Source organism: Microbacterium aoyamense, from assembly GCF_023155855.1.
GTDB classification, from domain to species: domain Bacteria; phylum Actinomycetota; class Actinomycetes; order Actinomycetales; family Microbacteriaceae; genus Microbacterium; species Microbacterium aoyamense.
The window spans coordinates 24,705-45,807 of sequence record NZ_JAKNUT010000002.1 but is presented as its reverse complement, the minus strand read 5'-3'; the positions used below and the strand labels follow the sequence as shown (position 1 = coordinate 45,807).

The 21,103-nt window shown below is 68.8% G+C and carries 22 protein-coding genes; 2 read left to right on the top strand and 20 right to left on the bottom strand.

Translation table 11 applies throughout. From position 1 onward, the window contains the following. Position 1: 1 nt before the first annotated feature. The 10 genes from MA876_RS06980 to prmC all read right to left on the bottom strand — a co-directional run bounded on the left by MA876_RS06980 (position 2) and on the right by prmC (position 8,524). On the bottom strand, positions 2 to 898 hold the full coding sequence (locus MA876_RS06980) for a F0F1 ATP synthase subunit gamma (RefSeq protein WP_248147269.1): 897 nt from the start codon (positions 896 to 898) through the stop codon (positions 2 to 4). A 20-nt stretch (positions 899 to 918) separates the two neighbouring features. Next, positions 919 to 2,559, bottom strand: a complete 1,641-nt coding sequence (atpA, locus tag MA876_RS06975) for a F0F1 ATP synthase subunit alpha (protein ID WP_248147268.1) — start codon at positions 2,557 to 2,559, stop codon at positions 919 to 921. 71 nt (positions 2,560 to 2,630) lie between these two features. Further along, the gene (locus MA876_RS06970; RefSeq protein WP_248147266.1) at positions 2,631 to 3,422 is read right to left on the bottom strand and encodes a F0F1 ATP synthase subunit delta; all 792 of its coding nucleotides are present in this window, start codon (positions 3,420 to 3,422) and stop codon (positions 2,631 to 2,633) included. Next, positions 3,422 to 3,979 carry a F0F1 ATP synthase subunit B gene (locus MA876_RS06965; RefSeq protein WP_248147264.1) on the bottom strand — a complete coding sequence of 186 codons (558 nt, stop codon included), beginning with the start codon at positions 3,977 to 3,979 and terminating at the stop codon, positions 3,422 to 3,424. The genes MA876_RS06970 and MA876_RS06965 overlap by 1 nt, the downstream gene beginning before the upstream one ends. A 26-nt stretch (positions 3,980 to 4,005) precedes the next feature. Continuing rightward, complete coding sequence (gene atpE / locus MA876_RS06960; RefSeq protein ID WP_196384624.1) at positions 4,006 to 4,242, bottom strand: ATP synthase F0 subunit C; 237 nt, start codon at positions 4,240 to 4,242, stop codon at positions 4,006 to 4,008. A gap of 45 nt (positions 4,243 to 4,287) precedes the next feature. Continuing rightward, positions 4,288 to 5,145 carry a F0F1 ATP synthase subunit A gene (gene atpB / locus MA876_RS06955; protein WP_372491493.1) on the bottom strand — a complete coding sequence of 286 codons (858 nt, stop codon included), beginning with the start codon at positions 5,143 to 5,145 and terminating at the stop codon, positions 4,288 to 4,290. A 103-nt stretch (positions 5,146 to 5,248) separates the two neighbouring features. Beyond that, positions 5,249 to 5,746 (bottom strand): Cg1360 family ATP-synthase-associated protein, encoded by a 498-nt coding sequence (locus MA876_RS06950; RefSeq protein ID WP_248147262.1) that lies wholly within the window; start codon positions 5,744 to 5,746, stop codon positions 5,249 to 5,251. Then, positions 5,743 to 6,924 carry an MraY family glycosyltransferase gene (locus MA876_RS06945; RefSeq protein WP_248147260.1) on the bottom strand — a complete coding sequence of 394 codons (1,182 nt, stop codon included), beginning with the start codon at positions 6,922 to 6,924 and terminating at the stop codon, positions 5,743 to 5,745. The genes MA876_RS06950 and MA876_RS06945 overlap by 4 nt, the downstream gene beginning before the upstream one ends. After that, positions 6,921 to 7,619: an L-threonylcarbamoyladenylate synthase gene (locus MA876_RS06940; protein ID WP_248147257.1), complete on the bottom strand. Its 699-nt coding sequence runs from the start codon at positions 7,617 to 7,619 to the stop codon at positions 6,921 to 6,923. Before MA876_RS06940 ends, MA876_RS06945 begins: the two co-directional genes overlap by 4 nt. 35 nt (positions 7,620 to 7,654) lie before the next feature. After that, a complete protein-coding gene (gene prmC / locus MA876_RS06935; protein WP_248147255.1) occupies positions 7,655 to 8,524 on the bottom strand; it encodes a peptide chain release factor N(5)-glutamine methyltransferase in 870 nt (289 codons plus the stop codon). 103 nt (positions 8,525 to 8,627) lie between these two features. On the opposite strand from prmC, the gene cysK reads away from it, so the two are divergent. Beyond that, complete coding sequence (gene cysK, locus MA876_RS06930; protein ID WP_248147986.1) at positions 8,628 to 9,566, top strand: cysteine synthase A; 939 nt, start codon at positions 8,628 to 8,630, stop codon at positions 9,564 to 9,566. 1 nt (position 9,567) lies between these two features. Further along, positions 9,568 to 10,137 (top strand): serine O-acetyltransferase EpsC, encoded by a 570-nt coding sequence (gene epsC, locus MA876_RS06925; RefSeq protein WP_248147254.1) that lies wholly within the window; start codon positions 9,568 to 9,570, stop codon positions 10,135 to 10,137. On the opposite strand, the gene MA876_RS06920 is transcribed toward epsC, so the two are convergent. From MA876_RS06920 to lysA, 10 genes are all read right to left on the bottom strand, one after another. Further along, on the bottom strand, positions 10,130 to 10,678 hold the full coding sequence (locus tag MA876_RS06920) for a P-loop NTPase family protein (RefSeq protein WP_248147253.1): 549 nt from the start codon (positions 10,676 to 10,678) through the stop codon (positions 10,130 to 10,132). The genes epsC and MA876_RS06920 overlap by 8 nt on opposite strands. A gap of 9 nt (positions 10,679 to 10,687) precedes the next feature. Next, positions 10,688 to 11,086 carry a phage holin family protein gene (locus tag MA876_RS06915; protein WP_248147252.1) on the bottom strand — a complete coding sequence of 133 codons (399 nt, stop codon included), beginning with the start codon at positions 11,084 to 11,086 and terminating at the stop codon, positions 10,688 to 10,690. A 119-nt stretch (positions 11,087 to 11,205) separates the two neighbouring features. Then, entirely contained in the window at positions 11,206 to 11,970 is a 765-nt protein-coding gene (locus MA876_RS06910; protein WP_248147251.1) for an alpha/beta fold hydrolase, read from the bottom strand. 61 nt (positions 11,971 to 12,031) lie between these two features. Beyond that, positions 12,032 to 12,868: a hypothetical protein gene (locus tag MA876_RS06905; RefSeq protein ID WP_248147250.1), complete on the bottom strand. Its 837-nt coding sequence runs from the start codon at positions 12,866 to 12,868 to the stop codon at positions 12,032 to 12,034. Positions 12,869 to 13,023: 155 nt separating this feature from the next. Continuing rightward, positions 13,024 to 14,103: a peptide chain release factor 1 gene (gene prfA, locus MA876_RS06900; protein WP_248147249.1), complete on the bottom strand. Its 1,080-nt coding sequence runs from the start codon at positions 14,101 to 14,103 to the stop codon at positions 13,024 to 13,026. A 6-nt stretch (positions 14,104 to 14,109) separates the two neighbouring features. Further along, positions 14,110 to 16,116, bottom strand: coding sequence for a transcription termination factor Rho (gene rho, locus MA876_RS06895; RefSeq protein WP_248147248.1), 2,007 nt, complete (start codon positions 16,114 to 16,116; stop codon positions 14,110 to 14,112). Between the two features lie 203 nt (positions 16,117 to 16,319). Beyond that, positions 16,320 to 17,243, bottom strand: a complete 924-nt coding sequence (gene thrB, locus MA876_RS06890; protein WP_248147246.1) for a homoserine kinase — start codon at positions 17,241 to 17,243, stop codon at positions 16,320 to 16,322. Then, positions 17,240 to 18,328: a threonine synthase gene (thrC, locus tag MA876_RS06885; RefSeq protein WP_248147244.1), complete on the bottom strand. Its 1,089-nt coding sequence runs from the start codon at positions 18,326 to 18,328 to the stop codon at positions 17,240 to 17,242. Before thrC ends, thrB begins: the two co-directional genes overlap by 4 nt. Before the next feature lies 1 nt (position 18,329). Beyond that, complete coding sequence (locus MA876_RS06880) at positions 18,330 to 19,634, bottom strand: homoserine dehydrogenase (protein ID WP_248147242.1); 1,305 nt, start codon at positions 19,632 to 19,634, stop codon at positions 18,330 to 18,332. After that, positions 19,631 to 21,034, bottom strand: coding sequence for a diaminopimelate decarboxylase (lysA, locus tag MA876_RS06875; RefSeq protein ID WP_248147240.1), 1,404 nt, complete (start codon positions 21,032 to 21,034; stop codon positions 19,631 to 19,633). Before lysA ends, MA876_RS06880 begins: the two co-directional genes overlap by 4 nt. Between the last annotated feature and the right edge of the window lie 69 nt (positions 21,035 to 21,103).

Below are 21,103 nucleotides of genomic sequence, written 5' to 3'. Positions count from 1 at the left end.
TTTACTTGCCAGACGCGAGAGCGTCGGCGCCGCCGACGATCTCGGCGATCTGCTGCGTGATCTCGGCCTGGCGCGCGTTGTTGCGCAGGCGCGTGTAGTTGGTGATGAGCTTGTCGGCGTTGTCGCTCGCGGACTTCATGGCCTTCTGCGTCGCGGCGTGCTTGGCTGCGGACGACTGCAGGAGCGCATTGAAGACGCGGCTCTGGATGTACACCGGCAGCAGGGCGTCCAGCACCACCGCGGCATCCGGCTCGAACTCGTAGAGCGGGTACACCTGAGCCGACGACGACTCCTCGGCCTCGACGACCTCGAGGGGCAGCAGTCGCACGGTCTCGGGCGTCTGCGTCATCATGCTGACGAAGCGGTTGTAGACGAGGTTGATCTCGTCGACGCCGCCGTCTTCGCCACCGCGGTCGTACGCATCGAGCAGTACCGCCGCGATCTCCTCCGCCGTCGAGAAGTGCGGCGTGTCGGTGTCACCCGTCCACTCCGCGGCCGCCTCGATGCGACGGAACTGGAAGTATCCGACGGCCTTGCGACCGACGAGGTAGAACACCGGCTCCTTGCCCTGCTGACGCAGGAGTTCGGCGAGCTCGACGCCTTCGCGGAGGATCTGCGAGTTGAACGCGCCTGCGAGCCCGCGGTCCGACGCGAAGATCACGACGGCGGAGCGCCGGATGACCTCGCGCTCGGTCGTGAGCGGGTGCTCCACGTTCGAGTGCGTCGACACGGCTGAGACGGCGCGCGTCACGGCTCGCGCGAAGGGCGACGACGCGCGCACACGCGCCATCGCCTTCTGGATGCGCGAAGCCGCGATGAGTTCCATCGCCTTCGTGATCTTCTTGGTCGTCTGAGCAGTGTTGATCTTCTGCTTGTAGACCCGGAGTTGTGCGCCCATGGTGGTTGCCCCGGCCCGCCTTAGCGGCGGCCCTTGACGATCTTCTCCTGGTTCACGTCGTCGACCTCTGCGGCCTTGGCCTCTTCGTGGCCCGGCTTCGAGATCGCCTGGCCCTTGCCGGCCTGGAACTCGAGGATGAACTCGTCGACCTTCTTGCCCAGTTCGGCGGCGGTGTCGTCGTCGAGGACGTTCGTGTCGCGCAGGGTGTCGAGGATCGTCGTGTTGCGACGCAGGTAGTCCAGGAGCTCGCGCTCGAAGGGCAGCACGTCCTCGACCTCGATCGAGTCGAGCTTGCCGTTCGTACCGGCCCAGATCGAGACGACCTGCTCCTCGACGGGGTACGGCGAGTACTGCGGCTGCTTGAGCAGCTCGGTCAGACGCGCACCGCGCGAGAGCTGGCGACGGGATGCCGCATCCAGGTCGCTCGCGAACATCGCGAACGCCTCGAGCGAGCGGTACTGCGCGAGCTCGAGCTTCAGCGTGCCGGAGACCTTCTTGATCGACTTCACCTGGGCGTCACCGCCGACGCGCGACACCGAGATGCCGACGTCGACCGCGGGACGCTGGTTGGCGTTGAAGAGGTCGGACTGCAGGAAGATCTGGCCGTCCGTGATCGAGATCACGTTGGTCGGGATGTAGGCCGACACGTCGTTGGCCTTCGTCTCGATGATCGGCAGACCCGTCATCGAGCCGGCGCCGAGGTCGTCCGAGAGCTTCGCGCAGCGCTCGAGCAGACGCGAGTGCAGGTAGAAGACGTCACCGGGGTACGCCTCGCGGCCCGGCGGGCGGCGCAGGAGCAGCGAAACGGCGCGGTAGGCCTCGGCCTGCTTCGTCAGGTCGTCGAAGATGATCAGGACGTGCTTGCCGTCGTACATCCAGTGCTGGCCGATGGCCGAGCCGGTGTACGGGGCGAGGTACTTGAAGCCGGCGGGGTCGGATGCCGGAGCAGCGACGATCGTCGTGTACTCCATCGCACCGGCGTCTTCGAGCGCGCCCTTGACGGCGGCGATCGTCGAGCCCTTCTGACCGATGGCGACGTAGATGCAGCGGACCTGCTTGTTGACGTCGCCGGACTCCCAGTTGGCCTTCTGGTTGATGATCGTGTCGAGCGCGATCGCCGTCTTGCCGGTCTGGCGGTCTCCGATGATGAGCTGGCGCTGGCCGCGGCCGATCGGGATCATGGCGTCGATCGCCTTGATGCCGGTCTGCATGGGCTCGTGCACCGACTTGCGGGACATGACGCCGGGCGCCTGCAGTTCGAGGGCGCGGCGACCGTCGAGAGGAGTGACCTCGCCGAGACCGTCGATCGGGTTGCCGAGCGGGTCGACGACACGGCCGAGGTAGCCGTCGCCGACGGCGACCGAGAGGACCTCGCCCGTGCGGGTGACGGGCTGACCCGCCTCGACGCCGGCGAACTCACCGAGGACGACGACGCCGACCTCGTGCTCGTCGAGGTTCAGGGCGAGACCCTGCGTGCCGTCTTCGAACTGGACGAGCTCGTTGGCCATGACGCCGGGGAGACCCTCGACGTGCGCGATGCCGTCGGCGGCATCGATGACGGTGCCGACCTCGGTGGCCGCGGCGCCCGTGGGCTCGTAGGCGGCGACGAAGTCCTTCAGCGCGTCACGGATGGCGTCGGGGCTGATAGACAGTTCTGCCATTGTCTTCCCTTTGTTTCCTGTCGTTTGTGGGGCCAGGCCCCGAAATCTCCGCCGGCGGCGGGAAGTGTGGGTCAGCCAGCGAGGCGCTGGCGGAGGTCGGCGAGGCGCGATGACACGCTCGCGTCGATGACGTCGTCGGCGATCTGCACGCGCAGGCCCCCGACGACGGTCGGGTCGACGACCGTGTTGATCGAGACCGCCGTGCCGTAGCGCTGCGAGAGCGCCGCGGCGAGACGGTCGACCTGTGCGTCGCTCAGCGGCACCGCGGCATAGGCGGTCGCGACGACGCGGCCGCGCTGGTCGGCGACCAGCTTCGTCGCACGCGACAGCAGCTGACGCACACGGCGCTCGCGCGGCTGCTGCACGAGCGACGCCGCGATGAGCGTCGTCGATGTGCTCGCCTTGCCGCCGATCAGCTTCTCGACGAGCTCCCCCTTGGCGGAGGACTCGCCTATGCGGCTGCCGAGCGCGAGCTCGAGCTCGGGGTTCGCGGCGATCGTGCGCGAGAAGCGGAACAGCTCGTCCTCGACGTCCGCCGCAGGCGCAGCGAGAGCAGCCGCGCGGATCGCGAGCTCCTCCACGCCGTCCACGAGATCGGATGCCGACGACCAGCGCTGCTCGGCGACCCGCGTCAACAGCGCCGCGGTCTGCGCCGAGACGCTCTTGCCGAAGACGGCCGAGACCAGGCTGGCACGTGCAGCGGGAGCAGCGGCGGAGTCGGCGAGCGCGCCGCTCAGCTGCGACGAGTCGCCGAGGGCGCGTGCCGCGGCGAAGAGCTCGCGGGCGACGTCCAGGTCGACACCTGACGCGGCGCCGAGCGCCGTCGTCGTCGCCGCGAGCGCCTGAGTGGTCGCGCTGCCCATTACGCCTTGGCTCCTTCGGAGGCCTCGAGGTCCGCGAGGAAGCGGTCGACGACGGCCTGGGCCTTCTTGTCGTCGGACAGCGTCTCGCCGATCACGCCACCGGCGAGGTCGAGCGCGAGCGTGCCCACTTCGCTGCGCAGCGAGACGAACGCGGTCTGGCGCTCGGCTTCGATCTGCGCGTGCGCGGCGGAGGTCAGACGCGCGGCCTCGGAGGTCGCGGTGTCCTTCGCCTCGGCGACGATCTTCTTGCCGTCCTCACGGGCGGCGTCGCGGATCTCGCCTGCTTCCTTGCGAGCGTCGGCGAGCTGCGCCGTGTACTCCTCGAGCGCGGCCTCGGCCTTGCGCTGGGCCTCGTCGGCCTTCGCGATGTTGCCTTCGATCGCAGCGCTGCGCTCGTCGAGCAGCTTCTTCATGCGCGGAAGGGCGACCTTCCAGAAGATGAAGAGGATGACGACGAAGCACACCGCCGACCAGACGATGTCGTAGGCGGCCGGCAGCAGAGGGCTCGGCGCCGCCTCGCCCTCTTCTGCGGCGATTGTGACAAGAGCGTCAAGCATCCTGTCTCCTTACGTCGTAGAGGTTCTCAGAAGCCGAAGATGAAGGCGGTGGCGATGCCGATGAAGGCGAGCGCCTCGGTGAAGGCGATACCGATCCACATGAGCACCTGCAGGCGACCTGCGAGCTCGGGCTGGCGGGCGACACCCTCGATCGTCTTGCCGACGACGATGCCCACGCCGATGGCCGGGCCGATGGCGGCGAGGCCGTAGCCGACGGTTGCGATGCTGCCGGTGACCTCGGCGAGAACCGTAGTTGCGTCCACGAGTTGGTTTTCCTTTCGGTTACGGGTGGCTGTGCCGACCCGGGATCAGTGCTCTTCCGCCACCGCGAGCTGGATGTAGACCGCGGTGAGGAGGGCGAAGACGTACGCCTGGAGGACTGCCACCAGGAGTTCGAACAGAGTGAAGACGAAGCCGAACGCGAGCGAGCCGACTCCGAGGAGCGACCACCAGCCGCCGGCCGTGAAGAAGAAGAACTGCGTCGCGGCGAAGAACAGCACGAGCAGCAGGTGGCCGACCATCATGTTCATGAGGAGTCGGAGGGTCAGCGTGATGGGACGCACGACGAAGGTCGAGATGAGCTCGATCGGCGTGACGATGATGTAGATCGGCCACGGCACGCCCGACGGGAAGAGCGAGTTCTTGAAGAAGTTCTTCGGGCTCTTCTTGATGCCCGCGTAGATGAACGTCACGTACGAGACGATCGCGAGGAGCAGCGGCACCGCGATGATGCTCGTCCCGGCGATGTTCAGGCCCGGGATGATGCCCGTGATGTTCATGAACAGGATCATGAAGAACATCGTCGTGAGGATCGGCAGGAAGCGATCGCCGTCCTTCTTGCCCAGCAGGTCGTGCGCGATGTTGACGCGGACGAAGTCCAGGCCCATCTCGACGAGGCTCTGGAAACGACCCGGGACCACCCTCATGCGGCGCGTGCCGAGCCAGAAGATCAGCACGACGGCGATCGTCGCGAGGAACTGGATCAGGTGGATCCGGGTGATCTCGAACGGTTGCCCGAAGATGTACAGACCAGGGAAGGTGATGACGGCATCGGGGAAGAATTCCCAGATCGACGGCGCGTGGAAGCCGCTATCGTCCGATTCGACTGCAGTGGCGATCAGGGTCGCAGCTTGAGTAAACAGCGCTTGGCTCCAGCTTCGGGGCACCGGTCGAGACCGGTGCGACGATGGTCGGTGAGAGTCACTCCGCAGAAGCACTCACGGGTGAGGCGGCGGGCGCAGAAGTCAGCCTATCAAACCTGAGGGCGTCCTAAGTCCGCGGAGCCGAGTCGTCCGCATCCTCAGGGTTCTCTTCGGGATTCACCGTCGGCAGGGTCGCCTCCCCTACGTAGGGGGTTCGCATCCGGAGCATCACCACGACGTCGATGGCGAGGGACGTCAGGATGCTGATGACCACCGCGAAGAAGAACACCGTCGGATTGAGCCACGGCTGCCCGCGCAGCGTGAAGAGCACGACGAGGAAGATCACGAACTTCAGCAGCCAGCCGCCCATGACGATGCCGAAGAAGAGCTGGACGAAGAGCGGATCGCCGTACCAGCGGTTCGCGATGAGGATGCTGATCCCCGTGATCGCGAGGAACACCGCGGCCAGGAGCACGCCCGCGAGCGCGCTCCACAGCCCCTCCGTACCGGCGACGAGGAAGCCGATGACGGCTCCGAGGACGGCGAGCACCGCCGTCGCGACGCCCGACCAGATGAGGGTCGTGCGCAGGATCGGGGTACTCGAGAGCTGCTTCGGGGAAGTCATCGGGCGTCCTCCAGGACGTTCGGTGGCGGAGTGGATGCCGCGGCCCGGCGTTTCGCCGAGAGCCGCGAGGGAGAGAAGGTGAGCACGAGGCAGACGGCGACGCCGACCACGCCGAACGCGACGCCGAGGAGATACTCCCCTGGCCAGTCGGCCTGCGCCCCGATGTACATGAGCAGCACTGCGAGGCTCACGACGGCCGTCCACGCGTAGAAGATCAGCACGGCATCGCGATCCGAGTGCCCCATGTCGAGCATGCGGTGATGCAGGTGCTTGCGGTCGGGTGAGAAGGGCGATTTGCCCTTGCTGACGCGTCGCAGGACGGCGAGGCCGAAATCGAGAAGCGGCAGCAGGACGACGACGACGGGCAGGATGATCGGGATGAAGGCACCGAGCAGCTGCGAGCGGCCGAACTCGTCGGGGTCGAACATCGACGGATCCAGGTCACCCGTGATCGCGATGGCCGAAGTGGCCATGAGCAGGCCCAGCATGAGGGCACCCGAGTCGCCCATGAAGAGCTTCGCGGGGCTCCAGTTGAGCGGCAGGAAGCCGAGGCAGGCGCCGATGAGCGCGGCGGCGATGAACGAGGCGAGGTTCGAATACGTACTCGCGCCGAAGTCGCGCACGAGCAGATACGAGTAGGCGAAGAACACGACGTTCGCGATGAGGCAGACGCCGGCGACGAGGCCGTCCAGACCGTCGATGAAATTGACGGCGTTCATGACGACGACGATCGCGAAGATCGTGAGGGTGAAGCTCACCCACGTCGAGACCACCGTCATGCCGCCCAGGGGGATCGCGTAGATCTGCAGACCTCCGAACCACGCGATGATGCCGGCGGCGAGGAACTGCGCACCCAGCTTGATCATCCAGTCGAGGTCCCACAGGTCGTCCGCGACGCCGATCACGACGATCAGGAAGGTCGCACCGAGGATCGCCCAGATGCGCTCGGGCTGCGCCCAGATGAGGGAGAAGAAGGGATGATGCGCCGACATCAGGAAGGCCGCCGTCACGCCCAGGAACATCGCGACCCCGCCGAGACGGGGCGTCGGCGTCTTGTGCACGTCGCGCTCGCGGATGCCGGGATACAGCTTGTACTTGAGACTGAGTCGCCAGACCCCCCACGACAGCGCCAGCGTCAGTGCCGCCGTGAGGATGATCGTGAAGACGTACTGCTTCACAGGGTCGCGCCAGGAGGTGGGCTGTCGGCGGGGTCCGGCTCGAGCAGGTCGCCGAGCACTTCGCGAAGGCGTGCCCGCTCGATCGCCCCCTCGCGCAGCACCCGCACGACCGGCTCGTCGCCGCCGACGAGACTCGTAGCATCCACGATCGTCGACGAGATGCCGTGGATCGATGGACCGCCATCGAGGTAGACCTCGACGGAATCGCCCAGCATCGCGCGAGCATCCTCGACGAAGACCGCCGCGTTCTTGCCCGTGAGGTTCGCCGACGACACCGCGAGCGGCCCCGTCTCTTCGAGCAGTTCGAGCGCGATGCGGTTCGCCGGCATGCGCACGGCGACCGTGCCGTGCGTCTCGCCGAGGTCCCACGTGAGCGACGGCTGCGCCGGCAGAACCACGGTCAGCCCGCCGGGCCAGAACTCCTCGACCAGCCGCTCGACGGCGGCGGGCACGTCGGCGACGAGCGCGCGCAGGGTGTTCACGCCCGACACGAGCACGGGCGGCGGCGACTGACGGCCGCGGCCCTTGGCATCCAGCAGCCGCTGTACGGCGGCGGCGTCGAACGCGTCGGCGGCGACGCCGTAGACGGTGTCGGTGGGGAGGACGACCAGCTCGCCTCGCGCGACGGCGCGCCGCGCGGCGCGCATGCCGGGGAGGAGCTGCGACTCGTCGCTGCAGTCGAAGAGGGAGGACATGACCTCGACAGTCTACGGCCGCGTACCTGGGTGGATCAGGGACGCAGCGCCGTCGTCGCGCGGTCGCGCATCGTGAGATCGGGATGCGTGGATGCCGCTCGCCAGCCGTCCGCCGTGAGGATCGCGCGGATCGCCTCGCCCTGCCACTCGCCGTGCTCGATCACGATCGTGCCGCCGGGGTGCGCGAGCCGGAGCCCTGTGCGGCTGAGGAGGCGCACGACGTCGAGACCGTCCGCTCCGCCGTAGAGCGCCGCGGGCGGGTCGAAGAACCGCACCTCGGGGTCGCGCGGGATCGCGGCATCCGGAACATACGGGGGGTTGGATGCCACGACCGACACGGTTCCGTCGAGCTCGGGGAACGCGTGCTCGAGGTCGATGAAGGCGAGGCGGGCGTTGTCCGCTGCGACGAGGGCGAAGTTCTCCTTCGTCCACACGAACGCGTGGACGGAGTTCTCGGCGGCGTGAACGTGTGCGTGGGGCACCTCGGTCGCCATCGAGAGAGCGATGGCACCGCTGCCCGTTCCGAGGTCGACGGCGATCGGCGCGGCGGACGCTGCGGCGCGGAGCGCATCGATCGCGAGCTGCGCGACCATCTCGGTCTCGGGCCGGGGAACGAAGACGCCCGGCCCGACCCGGAGCTCGAGGTGACGGAACGGCGCCGTGCCCGTGAGGTGCTGCAACGGCTCCCGCGTGGCACGGCGGGCGACGAGGCGGTCGAGCTCGTCCGCCTGTGCCGGCGAGAGGCTGTCGCCGCGGATCGCGGCGGCCTGCACTCCCCCGCGTCCCGTGTCGAGCACGTGCGCGGCGAGCAGTTCGGCGTCGACGACGGGGTCGGCGACAGCCGCCCGCGCGAGCGTGTCGACGGCGCGCCGAAGTGCGGCCTGAAGCGTGAGGGGGGATTCCATGAGCGCGAACCAGCCTAATCGGCCGCGACCGTCACACAGTCCTGCGGGAATGCACGCTCCCCTAGGCTGGTTCACGGTCACGACCCTCCGCGAAAGGCCCGACATGCCCGGCATCCACTCCGACATCACGACCGCGTTCGGCAACACGCCGCTGGTCAAGCTCAACCGCGTGACGGACGGCGCCGTCGCCGACGTCTACGCGAAGCTCGAGTTCTTCAACCCCGCGTCGAGCGTCAAGGACCGCCTCGGCATCGCACTCGTCAACGCCGCCGAAGCGTCGGGCGAACTGAAGCCCGGCGGGACCCTCGTCGAGTCCACCAGCGGCAACACGGGCATCGCGCTCGCGATGGTCGGCGCCGCGCGCGGCTACCGCGTCATCCTCACGATGCCGGCCTCGATGTCGAAGGAGCGCCGTGTGCTGCTCAAGGCCTTCGGCGCCGAGCTCGTCCTCACCGACCCCACGAAGGGCATGGCCCTCGCCGTCGACGAGGCCAAGCGCATCGTCGCCGAGACGCCGGGCGCCGTCTGGGCGCGGCAGTTCGAGAACGCCGCGAACCCCGAGATCCACCGCAAGACCACGGCCGAGGAGATCCTGCGCGACACCGACGGCGACGTCGACATCTTCGTCGCGGGCATCGGCACGGGCGGCACCATCACGGGCGTGGGCCAGGTGCTCAAGGAGCGCAAGCCCGGCGTGCAGATCGTCGCCGTCGAGCCGAAGGACTCGCCCATCCTCACCGAGGGACACCCCGGCCCCCACAAGATCCAGGGCATCGGTCCGAACTTCGTGCCCGAGATCCTCGACCGCTCCGTCATCGACGAGGTCATCGACGTCGAGTTCGAGCCGTCGCTCGCTCTCGCACGCGACCTCGCGGCGAAGGAGGGCCTGCTCGTCGGCATGTCGTCCGGCGCCGCCGTCTGGGCCGCCCTCGAGGTCGCCAAGCGACCCGAGAACGCCGGCAAGAAGATCGTCGTCATCATCCCCGACACGGGTGAGCGCTACCTCACGACAGCGCTGTTCGAAGACCTCCGAGAGGACTGACGTGTCGTTCTGGGGTCGCATCCGCGAAGACGTCGCCGCGGCGAAGCTGCGTGACCCCGCAGCGCGCGGCAACCTCGAGATCGCGGTGCTGTACCCCGGACTCCACGCGATCTGGGCGCACCGGGTGTGGCACGCGCTGTGGCGTCGCGGCTTCCGCTTCGTCGCGCGCATGGGCTCGCAGGTGACGCGCTGGCTCACCGGCATCGAGATCCACCCCGGCGCGAAGATCGGCCGTCGGTTCTTCATCGACCACGGCATGGGTGTCGTGATCGGCGAGACCGCCGAGGTCGGCGACGACGTCATGCTCTACCACGGCGTGACGCTCGGGGGCCGTCAGCGCGAGGGGGGCAAGCGGCACCCCACCCTCGAGGACGGCGTCGCGGTCGGCGCGGGTGCGAAGATCCTGGGCCCGATCACGGTCGGAGCACACTCCGTCGTCGGCGCGAACGCGGTCGTGACGAAGGATGCCCCGCCCGACAGCGTCCTGGTCGGGGTGCCCGCGAAGCCGCGATCGCGTCGCGCGGGCGAAGACACCCGTGCGATCCTCATGGCGCCCGAGTACGTCATCTGAGCGTTGCGAGCCACCGTCCGACCGCTCGCCGGCCGGCGAGCCGGACGACGGGCTGACCGGCATCCATCCGCTCCGTCATGCGCTCACGCGTCGCGCGGTGATTCGTCCACGACCACAGCACGATGTTCTCGTGAGGGTCGCGTGAGAGCCAGGTCGACGGACGCTCGCGGTTGCCGTGCCAGAGTTCCTCGCGCAGGATGCCGCGACGCGCGGTGCGGCGGATCACACGGCTCATGACGAGCGGCCGCGGATGATCGAGCCACACGACGAGATCCGCTCCGGCATCCGTTCCCGGATCGAGGCGTCCCTCGAGACGTGACGTCCAGTTGCCGTCGATGACCCAGCCCTCGGGGTGCTCGGCGACGAACGCATCGATCAGCGCGTGCGCCTCGTCGAGGTCGCGGTAGCGCCATCCGGCATCCCAGAAGACCTCGTCGAGCTCGAGTCGCGGGAGGCCCGTGCGCCGCGAGATCTCGGCTGCGAGGGTCGACTTGCCCGATCCCGAGTTCCCGACGACGCGGATGCGGCGAGGCTCAGGCATCCATCGATGCTAGCTGCGGCGCTCCTCGACGCGCTTCTTGATGAACAGGGGCGGCAGCAGCCACGTCGCGAGGGCCGTCACGAGCCACACGATCAGGGTGCCGATGATCCAGGCGACCGGTCCGTCGATGCCGATCCCCGCCGCCGGCACGATCACGGCGATGAGCAGCGCGACGAAGGTCGAGACGAGACCGATGCCCCCGATGAGCGCATTCGCGTGACGGCGGGTGATCTTGAACAGCCACGGTGCGAGCACGCTCTGCAGGACGGCGAAGATCACGACGGCGAGCACGAAGCCCCACCAGTCGTTCCAGTGCAGGTAGAAGCCCGGCAGGATGAGGTCGGCCACGATCAGGCCGAGCGCCGCGGAGACGACGAAGATCGCCGCACGGATGAGGAACGTGATCACGCGCTCACACTAGCGCGCGCCCGGGCTGCGATCGAACCCACACGATTTCGCCGAATCCACATACTTTCGACGACGGAATCGTGTGGGTTCGCGAGAAGTGTGTGGGTTCGGCGGTAGCGTCACGCGGAGACGCGGTCGAGCCAGTCCTCGAGTGCGGTGCGCACGAGCGCGGGCCGCTCGTGCAGGAGCGCGTGACCCGCGCCGTCGGCGAGGACGACGGTCGCACGAGGGTAGGCGTCCATGAGCCGCAGTTGCGCCTTCCAGCCGATGAAGGCGTCGTCCCGGCCGAGCAGCACGACGACCGGGCGCGGGAAGGGCACGTCGCCAGGATCGGGCGTGAGGGTGGACGCCGTCATGATGGCTTCCACGACGTCGCCGTCGTAGCGCCCGAGAGCGGGACGCACCGCGTTCTCGAACGCCTCGCGCGTGCGGGCATTGCGGACCACGAAGTAGCCCGTGAAGTCGTCGCGCACGGCCTCGTCGAGGTCGTCCACGCGGCCGTCGTCCTCGACGACGCGCTCGGGCGCGGGTTCGAAGTCGTCCACGAGTGGCGAGACGAGCGCGAGGCCGATGACCCGGTCGGGATGCCGCGCCGCGACTCCGCGCGCCAGGTGACCCCCGAAGGAATGGCCGATGACGACGAACGGATCATCGCCGATGTGCGCCGCGATGACGGCATCCAATCCGTCCAGCACCTCGTCGCTCGACCGGGCGCTCGAGTCCGTCGACTCCCCCATGCCGGGAAGGTCGGGGTAGACGCCGCGCATGCCGCGAGCGGTGAGGAGCGGACCGAGCACCGGCATGACCTCGTCGCGCGTCGAGTACGCGCCATGCAAGACGAGCGCCGGAGTGCCCGACCCCTCGACGGCGACGTCGATGTCCATGCGCGACAGCGTACGCCGGTGTCAGGACTCCGCGCCGAGTGCCGCGAGGCGGGCCTCTTCGTCAGTCGTCGGCAGGTGCGACATCGCTCCGGGTGCCACCGGACGTCACCCTCGGCGCGAGAGCACCCGCCGTTGCGCTCTGGACGGAACGGGCTGCGCGAGCGACACCTATGTCGACGCCGAAGAGCAGTTTCACGACCCATGCGAAGAGGACCATGACGAGAATCGGCATGACGCAGGTCGTGATGAGAAGCAGTGCGAACTGCTGGGTGAACGAGTCCACCGCTTTGAGAGCCGCGTCGGTTGAATCCTGTACAGCTCCGGTGATGTTCTCGGTAACGTCGGAGAACCACCCGCCGACCTGCTCGAAGAATCCGCCCGTCGCATCCTCATCGGGGGATTCCTCCGCATCAGCCACGCTTTCGTCATACGAGTCGGCGGCGAGCGCCGCCTCTGTGTACGTCGTCGTGAGGGTCGAGCTCACCCAGATCGATGCCGGCACGGCGGCGAAGAGGACGATGCCCAGCGCTGCGATCTTGAGGGCGATGGCGCGGAATGCGATCCTTCGCGAGTAGATGTAGACGACCGCAAGCGCACAGGCGATTGGGATGATGAAGGCGAACGCGATCGCGCCCGACACCGTGATCAGCATCTTCTGCAGGATGATCGCGGCGATGATGACCACGAACCATCCGCTCACCGCGACCAACTTATCCATGACAGGTGTGGGCTGAAAGTCGTCGGGCACGAAGCTCAGTCCTGCTGCGATGCCGGTTGCGCCGACCGCGAGCCCCGTGACCGTGCTCTGCTGCTCGTCGAGTGATCCTTGGAGGCCGCTCAGCGTGGACGGGCTGGATGCGAGCGGCGCGACGACGAAGATGGAAATCGCCCCGACCAAGATCCAGGCAGCCGCCCAGATGTGGGTTTTCCACCGCCGAAGGTGTGACTGCGACGTCCCCTGTGCCATACCGATCTCCCCACGCTGCGGCGCCGCCCCTCGACGCCGGTCCAGTGTGGCGCCTAGACAGATGGGCGGCAAATCGGAGTCGGGAGCTAGGACTCCGCGCCGAGTGCCGCGAGGCGGGCCTCTTCGTCGGCGGTGATCGCCGACTCGATGATCGGGTCGAGTGCGCCGTCCATCACCTGGTCGAGGTTGTACGCCTTGTACCCCGTGCGGTGATCCGCGATGCGGTTCTCGGGGAAGTTGTAGGTGCGGATGCGCTCGGACCGGTCCATGCCGCGGATCTGCGACTTGCGGGCATCGGATGCCACGGCATCCCGCTCCTCCTGCTGCTTCGCGAGCAGGCGCGCGCGGAGGACGCGCATACCGGCCTCGCGGTTCTGGAGCTGCGACTTCTCGTTCTGCATCGACACGACGATCCCCGTCGGGACGTGCGTGATGCGCACGGCCGAGTCGGTGGTGTTGACCGACTGGCCACCCGGACCGGATGACCGGAACACGTCGATCTTGAGGTCGTTCGGGTTGATGTCGACCTCTTCGGGCTCGTCAACCTCGGGGAAGACGAGCACGCCCGTCGTCGAGGTGTGGATACGGCCCTGCGACTCGGTGACCGGCACGCGCTGCACACGATGCACGCCGCCCTCGTACTTGAGGTGCGCCCACACCCCCTGCGCCGGATCCGACGACGAGCCCTTGATCGCCACCTGGACGTCCTTGTAGCCGCCGAGGTCGGACTCGGTGCGCTCGAGGAGCTCCGTCTTCCACCCCTTCGATGCGGCGTACTGCAGATACATCCGCAGGAGGTCGGCGGCGAACAGCGCGCTCTCGGCGCCGCCCTCGCCGCCCTTGATCTCCATGATGACGTCGCGTGCGTCGTCGGGGTCGCGCGGGATCAGCAGGCGCCGCAGGCGTTCCTGCGCCTGCGCCAGTCCGTCCTCGAGGGCGGGGACCTCTTCGGCGAACGCGTCGTCCTCGCGGGCGAGCTCGCGCGCGGCCTCCAGGTCATCAGCGGCCGCGAGCCAGTCCTCGTGCGCCTTGACGATGCGCGAGAGCTCGGCGTAGCGACGGTTCACGCGCTTCGCGCGCGCCGCATCGGCGTGCACCGCCGGGTCCGAGAGCTCCTCCTGGACCGCCTTGTGCTCGTCGATCAGCCCCTGGACGGACTCGAACATCGCGGATCAGCGGATGCTGTTGTCGTCCGCGTGCGTGCGTCCACCGCTCGACGCGGGCGTCGGGATCGACTTCTGCATCTGCACGAGGAACTCGACGTTGGACTGCGTCTCCTTGAGCTTGCCGAGCACGACCTCGAGGGCCTGCTGCGGGTCCAGGCCCGCGAGGGCGCGACGCAGCTTCCACGTGATCTTGACCTCGTCGGGCGAGAGGAGCATCTCTTCGCGACGGGTGCTCGACGCGTTGACGTCGACCGCCGGGAAGATGCGCTTGTCGGCGAGCTGACGCGAGAGGCGCAGTTCGCTGTTGCCCGTGCCCTTGAACTCCTCGAAGATCACGTCGTCCATCTTGGAGCCGGTCTCGACGAGCGCGGTCGCGAGGATCGTGAGCGATCCGCCGTTCTCGATGTTGCGCGCGGCGCCGAAGAAGCGCTTGGGCGGGTAGAGGGCGGATGCATCGACACCACCGGTCAGCACGCGACCCGACGTCGGTGCCGAGATGTTGTAGGCCCGGCCCAGGCGCGTGATCGAGTCGAGGAGGACGACGACATCGCGGCCCAGCTCGACGAGGCGCTTGGCGCGCTCGATCGCGAGCTCGGCGACCGTCGTGTGGTCCTCGGCAGGGCGGTCGAAGGTCGAGGCGATGACCTCGCCCTTGACCGTGCGCTGCATGTCGGTGACCTCTTCGGGGCGCTCGTCGACGAGAACGACCATGAGGTGGACCTCGGGGTTGTTCGTCGCGATCGCGTTCGCGATCTGCTGCAGGACGATCGTCTTGCCGGCCTTGGGCGGCGCGACGATGAGTCCGCGCTGGCCCTTGCCGATCGGGGCGACGAGGTCGATGATGCGCTGCGTGAGCTTCTCGGGCGCCGTCTCGAGGCGCAGGCGCTCCTGCGGGTAGAGCGGCGTGAGCTTGCCGAACTCGACGCGGTTCGCGGCGTCGTCGACCGAAAGGCCGTTGATCGCATCGACCTTGACGAGCGCGTTGTACTTCTGGCGGCTCGACTGCTCGCCCTCGCGCGGCTGCTTGATCGAGCCGACGACGGCGTCGCCCTTGCGGAGGTTGTACTTCTTGACCTGACCGAGCGAGACGTAGACGTCGCTCGTGCCGGGCAGGTAGCCCGACGTGCGCACGAAGGCGTAGTTGTCGAGGACATCGAGGATGCCCGCGATCGGGATCAGGACGTCGTCCTCGCCGATCTCGGTCTCGAACTCGTCGCCCTGGCCGTTCGCCGGACGACGCTTGTTGCGCTGGCGGTTGCGGGCGTTGCCCTGGTTGCCCTCGTCATCGGAGTCGGATGCGGCGGCCTGGGACTGGTTCTGGCCGTTCGCCTGGTTCTGGCCGTTCTGCTGACCCTGCGCCGGCTTGTCGGCCTGCGCGTTGCGATTGCGGTTGCGGCTCCGGCTCCGGCTGCGGCTGCGGCCCGTGCCCTCGGCGGGGGCGTCGCCCTCGGCAGCGGCTTCGCCTTCGGCGGACACGTCAGTGGCGGTCGCGTCGTCGGCGGCCTCGACCGATGCCTGGTCAGCGGGCGTCTCGTCAGCGGGCGCTTCGGCGGCGGGTGCCTCGTCGGTGGATGCCTCGACCGGCGCCTCATCGGCGGCGACCTCGGGCTTGGGGTCGGTGCTCTTCGCGCGACGCGGTGCGCGCTTGCGGGCCGGCTTGGCGGCGGGGGCCTCAGCCTCTGCCTCGGCGGGCGCAACCTCGGCCGCAAGAGCCTCTGCCTCGGCGGGTGCTTCGGTCTCGGCGGCAGGCTCGGCCTCAGCGACAAAAGCGTCGACGTCGGCCGCGGCCTCAGCGACCGGCTCGGCCTCATCGACGGATGCGGGCTCAGCCGGCGCCTCAGCCTCGGCGGGCGCCTCAGCGTCGACGACAGCCTCAGCGGGGGCTTCCGCCTCCGCGGTCGGCTCGGCGACCGCCGAGGCGTCGGTGGTTTCGATGTTGGCGTCAGCCTCGGGCGCGTCGGTGCGCTCTTCGGTCTCGGCGCCTGAGATGTGGATCTCGGAGATGGACTCCACGAGTTCTCCCTTGTGAAAGCGAATGAGATTTCGGATGGATATGCACGACCGCACGGTCGCATGGGCACGACATGAACGCCCGTTCCGATCTCGGCTGAATCAACCTCGGGCCCTTGCGGGACCGTGCTGCGACAGGCTCAGAGACCGGGCACGGGGGGTGTGCGGTGGTTTCGCAGAAATGCGACGGAGGCCAGATTCACGGGTTACGTGGAACCCTCCGCATACTCCCTCACTGTACCACCCTTGACGTCCACGGCGAGCATGAGCGCCTCCCACGGGGTGTCGGTGGTCGAGGCGACGAGCTCAGCCGCCTCGAGCCGGCGACCCGGACCGTCGGCGAGCACCAGGACGCTCGGCCCCGCCCCTGAGACCACCGCGGCGAACCCTGCTCCGCGGAGAGCCCGCACGAGTCGATCGGTCTCGGGCATCGCCTGCGCGCGGTAGTCCTGATGCAGCTTGTCGCCCGTCGCGGCGAGCATGAGCTCGGGGCTCTGGGTGAGCGCGGCGATCAGCAGCGCCGATCGCGAGACGTTGAACACGGCGTCCTCGCGCGGCACATGGAGCGGCTGCAGACTCCGCGCCACGCTCGTGGACATCGTGAAACCCGGCACGAGCACGAGCGGCGCCACACCGCGGTGGACGAGGAGCTTCTTGTGCTGCGGGCCGTCCTCGTCGACCCACGCGATCGTGAGACCTCCGAACAGCGCAGGAGCGACGTTGTCGGGGTGCCCCTCGAGCTCGGTCGCGAGGCGGAGGAGCGTCTCGTCCCCCATCTCGATGTCGCCCTCGAGGAGCCCCTTCGCCGCGAGCAGTCCCGAGACGACGGCGGCGCCCGACGAGCCCATGCCCCGCCCATGCGGGATGACGTTGCGCGCCTCGAGGCGGAGGCCCGGCATCCGTCGTCCCATCGCCTCGAACGCGTAGGCGATCGAGCGCACGACGAGGTTCGACGCGTCGCGGGGTACGTCGTCCGCGCCTTCACCCGAGACCACGATCTCGAGTTCGCCGTCCGAAAGCGCGGTCACGACGAGCTCGTCGTACACGCTCAGGGCGAGGCCGAGGGTGTCGAATCCCGGCCCCAGGTTCGCGCTCGTCGCGGGAACCCGTACGAGGACGGATCGTGTCACGCGGTCGCCTCGACCGGGGCGAGCTCCAGGACGGATGCCACTTCCGAGGTCGTGGCGTCCACCACGGTGGGCTCCACCGTCGTTCCGTCGGCGTTCCGCAGCGCCCACTGGGGGTCCTTGAGGCCGTGTCCGGTGACCGTGAGGACGACACGGGATCCGGCGGGGACGATCCCCGCCTCGGAGCGGTCGAGCAGTCCCGCGACGCTGATCGCGGAGGCCGGCTCGACGAAGATGCCCACTTCGCCCGCGAGGAGCTTCTGCGCCGCGAGGATCCGGTCGTCGTCGATCGCGCCGAACCAGCCGTCGGTCGCGTCGCGCGCTTCGAGGGCGAGCTCCCACGAAGCGGGGTTGCCGATGCGGATCGCCGATGCGACCGTCTCGGGGTTCTTCACGACCTCGCCGCGCACGAGTGGCGCGGAGCCCTCGGCCTGGAAGCCGAACATGCGGGGCACGCGGGTCGAGACGCCGCGCTCGGCCTCTTCACGGTAGCCGCGTGAGTAGGCGGTGTAATTGCCGGCGTTGCCGACCGGGATGAAGTGGAAGTCGGGGGCATCGCCGAGCTGCTCGACGACCTCGTATGCCGCCGTCTTCTGCCCCTCGATGCGGTCGGGGTTGACCGAGTTGACCAGGTGCACCGGATAGTGGTCGGCGAGCTCGCGCGCGATCTCGAGGCAGTCGTCGAAGTTCCCGCGGATCTGGATGAGCCGCCCGTTGTGCGCCACCGCCTGCGAGAGCTTGCCCATCGCGATCTTGCCCTCGGGCACGAGGACGGCCGCGGTGATCCCCGCGTGCGCGGCGTACGCGGCGGCCGAAGCCGAGGTGTTGCCCGTCGAGGCGCAGATGACGGCCTTCGCGCCGTGCTCGACGGCGCGCGACAGCGCGACCGTCATGCCGCGGTCCTTGAACGAACCGGTCGGGTTCATGCCCTCGAACTTGACCCAGACGTCGGCGCCCGTGATGCGCGAAAGCGCGGGGGCCGGGAGCAGCGGCGTACCGCCCTCGCCGAGGGTCACGACGGTCGAAGCATCCGTCACACCCAGTCGATCGGCGTACTCGCGCAGGACTCCGCGCCAGACGTGTGCCATGTCAGTCTCCTTCTACTCGCAGCATCGAGACGACCCGCACGACGACATCGCTCGCGGCGAGTCGTTCGACGGTGTCGCTCAGGTCTTGTTCGCGCGCCCGGTGCGTGCCGATCACGAGGCGGGCCGTCGTGGCGTCCTCACCCGTGACGGTCTGCTCGACCGTCGCGATCGAGACGTTGCCCTCGCTCAGGATGCCGGCGACCGTCGCGAGCACACCGGGCTCATCGGCGACCTCGAGGGTCACCTGGTAGCGCGTCACGACGTGGCCGACCGGGACGATCGGCAGGTTCGCCCGGGTGGACTCGCCCACACCGACGCCGCCGGCGATGTGGCGGCGCGCCGCCGAGACGACGTCGCCCAGCACGGCGGAAGCGGTCTGCACGCCGCCGGCGCCGGCGCCGTAGAACATGAGATTGCCCGCGGCCTCGGCCTGCACGAAGACGGCGTTGTTCGCGCCGTGCACGCTCGCGAGCGGGTGGTCGCGGTTGACGAGGGCGGGATAGACCCGCACGGAGATGGACTCGGCACCGCCGTCGGCGAGGCGCTCGCACACCGCGAGGAGCTTGATGACGTAGCCGGCGTGGCGCGCGGCATCCATCATCCCCTTGTCGATCTTGGTGATCCCCTCACGGTGCACGGTCTCGAGGGGCACGGTCGTGTGGAAGGCGAGGGATGCCAGGATCGCGGCCTTCTGCGCCGCATCGAACCCCTCGACGTCGGCCGTCGGGTCGGCTTCGGCGTAGCCGAGCGCCTGCGCGTCGGCCAGGACGTCGAGGAATTCGGCACCCTCGGTGTCCATGCGGTCGAGGATGTAGTTCGTCGTGCCGTTGACGATGCCCATGATGCGCTGGACGCGGTCGCCCGCGAGCGAGTCGCGCAGCGGCCGGATGATGGGGATCGCGCCCGCCGCGGCGGCTTCGTAGTAGACCGATGCGCCGACCTGATCCGCCGCATCGAAGATCTCGGAGCCGTACGTCGCGAGCAGAGCCTTGTTGGCCGTCACGACATCGGCGCCCGAGTTGATCGCCTGCAGGATGTAGGTGCGCGCCGGCTCGATACCGCCCATCAGCTCGATGACGATGTCGGAACCCAGGATGAGCGTCTCGGCGTCGGTCGTGAAGAGCTCTTTCGGCAGATCGGCGTCGCGGGGCGCGTCCAGGTCGCGCACGGCGATGCCGGCGAGCTCGAGCGTCGCGCCCGCACGATCGGCGAGCTCGTCACCGTGGCGGAGCAGGAGCGCTGCGACCTGGGAGCCGACGGCCCCCGCGCCCAGCAGTGCGACCCGCAGACGGCGGTAGTCGGTCATACAGTGCCTTTCGTGGGGATCCCCGCGTCGCGGGAAAGCAGATCGTCGATCGTCTCACCGCGCACGATGATGCGCGCCTCGCCGCCGCGCACGGCGACGACCGGCGGGCGCGGGACGTAGTTGTAATTGCTCGCGAGCGAAAAGCAGTAGGCACCCGTCGCGGGCACGGCCAGCAGATCCCCGGGCGACACGTCGGCCGGGAGGTACTCGTGGTCCACGACGATGTCGCCCGATTCGCAGTGCTTGCCGACGACCCGCACGAGAGCGGGCTCGTCACCCGACGCCCGCGACGCGATGCGCGCCGAGAACTGCGCGCCGTACAGGGCGGGGCGCGCGTTGTCGCTCATGCCGCCGTCGACGCTCACGTACAGGCGGACAGCCCCTTCGCCGAGCTCGACCGATTTGGTCGTTCCGACCCGGTAGAGCGTGACCCCGGCCTGGCCGACGATCGCCCGGCCCGGCTCGAACGCGAGGTTCGGGACCGGGATGCCGCGGCGCGCGCACTCGGCGGCGACGGCGTCGATGATCCCGGCCGCGAGCTCATCGATCGGCGTCGGGTCGTCCACCGACGTGTAGGCGATGCCGAATCCTCCCCCGAGGTTGAGGACCGGCAGGTCGCCGATCGCCGCGTGCACCTCGACGAGGCGGGCGGCGGACTCCTGGAAGCCGGCGGTGCCGAAGATCTGCGAGCCGATGTGGCAGTGCAGGCCGACGAGCTGGAGACCGGATGCCGCGCGCACGCGATCTGCGACGGCCGGGGCATCCTGCAGGGTGAAGCCGAACTTCTGGTCCTCGTGCGCCGTCGCGAGGAAGTCGTGCGTCTCGGCGTGCACGCCGCTGTTCACGCGGATGAGGACGCTCTGCTCGACCCCGCGGCGCTCGGCGATCGCCGCGAGGCGGTCGAGCTCGACGATGCTGTCGATGACGATCGACCCGATGCCGACGTCGACCGCGTTCTCGAGCTCCGTCACGCTCTTGTTGTTGCCGTGGAACCCGAGGTGCGCCGGGTCCGCGCCCGCGCGCAGAGCGACGGCGAGCTCCCCGCCGCTGCAGACGTCGACGGCCAGGCCCTCGTCGGCCACCCAGCGCACGACCTCGGTCGACAGGAACGCCTTGCCCGCGTAGTACACGCGTGCCTGTACGCCGTGTGCGGCGGCGGCGGCACGGAACGCGGCGAGCGTGCGGCGCGCGTGAGCGCGCACGTCGTCCTCGTCGAGGACGTACAGCGGTGTGCCGAACCGCTCGGCGAGCGCCGTCGCCGACACTCCCCCGATGCGGATCACGCCGTCGGCATCGCGATCGCTCCCGCTCGGCCAGACCGCGGGCGCGAGGGCGTTCGCATCATCCGGAATCCGCAGCCACGACGGAGCCGGGGTGCGAGAGGACGGAACGGCGGACACGGTGGAACCAATCAGATGGAAGCTTCGGCGCAAGAATTCCGGGCGGTGGATGCACGCCCGCGGCGGTTC

Excerpts from the sequence above, each read along its gene's own strand:
- cysK (WP_248147986.1), top strand. The coding sequence starts at position 8,628 with ATGCCCGGCATCCACTCCGACATCACGACCGCGTTCGGCAACACGCCG.
- thrC (WP_248147244.1), bottom strand. The coding sequence starts at position 18,328 with ATGGCACACGTCTGGCGCGGAGTCCTGCGCGAGTACGCCGATCGACTG.
- prmC (WP_248147255.1), bottom strand. The coding sequence starts at position 8,524 with ATGGAATCCCCCCTCACGCTTCAGGCCGCACTTCGGCGCGCCGTCGAC.
- MA876_RS06950 (WP_248147262.1), bottom strand. The coding sequence starts at position 5,746 with ATGACTTCCCCGAAGCAGCTCTCGAGTACCCCGATCCTGCGCACGACC.
- MA876_RS06910 (WP_248147251.1), bottom strand. The coding sequence starts at position 11,970 with ATGGACATCGACGTCGCCGTCGAGGGGTCGGGCACTCCGGCGCTCGTC.
- prfA (WP_248147249.1), bottom strand. The coding sequence starts at position 14,103 with ATGTTCGAGTCCGTCCAGGGGCTGATCGACGAGCACAAGGCGGTCCAG.
- MA876_RS06940 (WP_248147257.1), bottom strand. The coding sequence starts at position 7,619 with ATGTCCTCCCTCTTCGACTGCAGCGACGAGTCGCAGCTCCTCCCCGGC.
- MA876_RS06980 (WP_248147269.1), bottom strand. The coding sequence starts at position 898 with ATGGGCGCACAACTCCGGGTCTACAAGCAGAAGATCAACACTGCTCAG.
- MA876_RS06965 (WP_248147264.1), bottom strand. The coding sequence starts at position 3,979 with ATGCTTGACGCTCTTGTCACAATCGCCGCAGAAGAGGGCGAGGCGGCG.
- MA876_RS06920 (WP_248147253.1), bottom strand. The coding sequence starts at position 10,678 with ATGCCTGAGCCTCGCCGCATCCGCGTCGTCGGGAACTCGGGATCGGGC.
- atpA (WP_248147268.1), bottom strand. The coding sequence starts at position 2,559 with ATGGCAGAACTGTCTATCAGCCCCGACGCCATCCGTGACGCGCTGAAG.
- MA876_RS06880 (WP_248147242.1), bottom strand. The coding sequence starts at position 19,634 with ATGACCGACTACCGCCGTCTGCGGGTCGCACTGCTGGGCGCGGGGGCC.
- MA876_RS06970 (WP_248147266.1), bottom strand. The coding sequence starts at position 3,422 with ATGGGCAGCGCGACCACTCAGGCGCTCGCGGCGACGACGACGGCGCTC.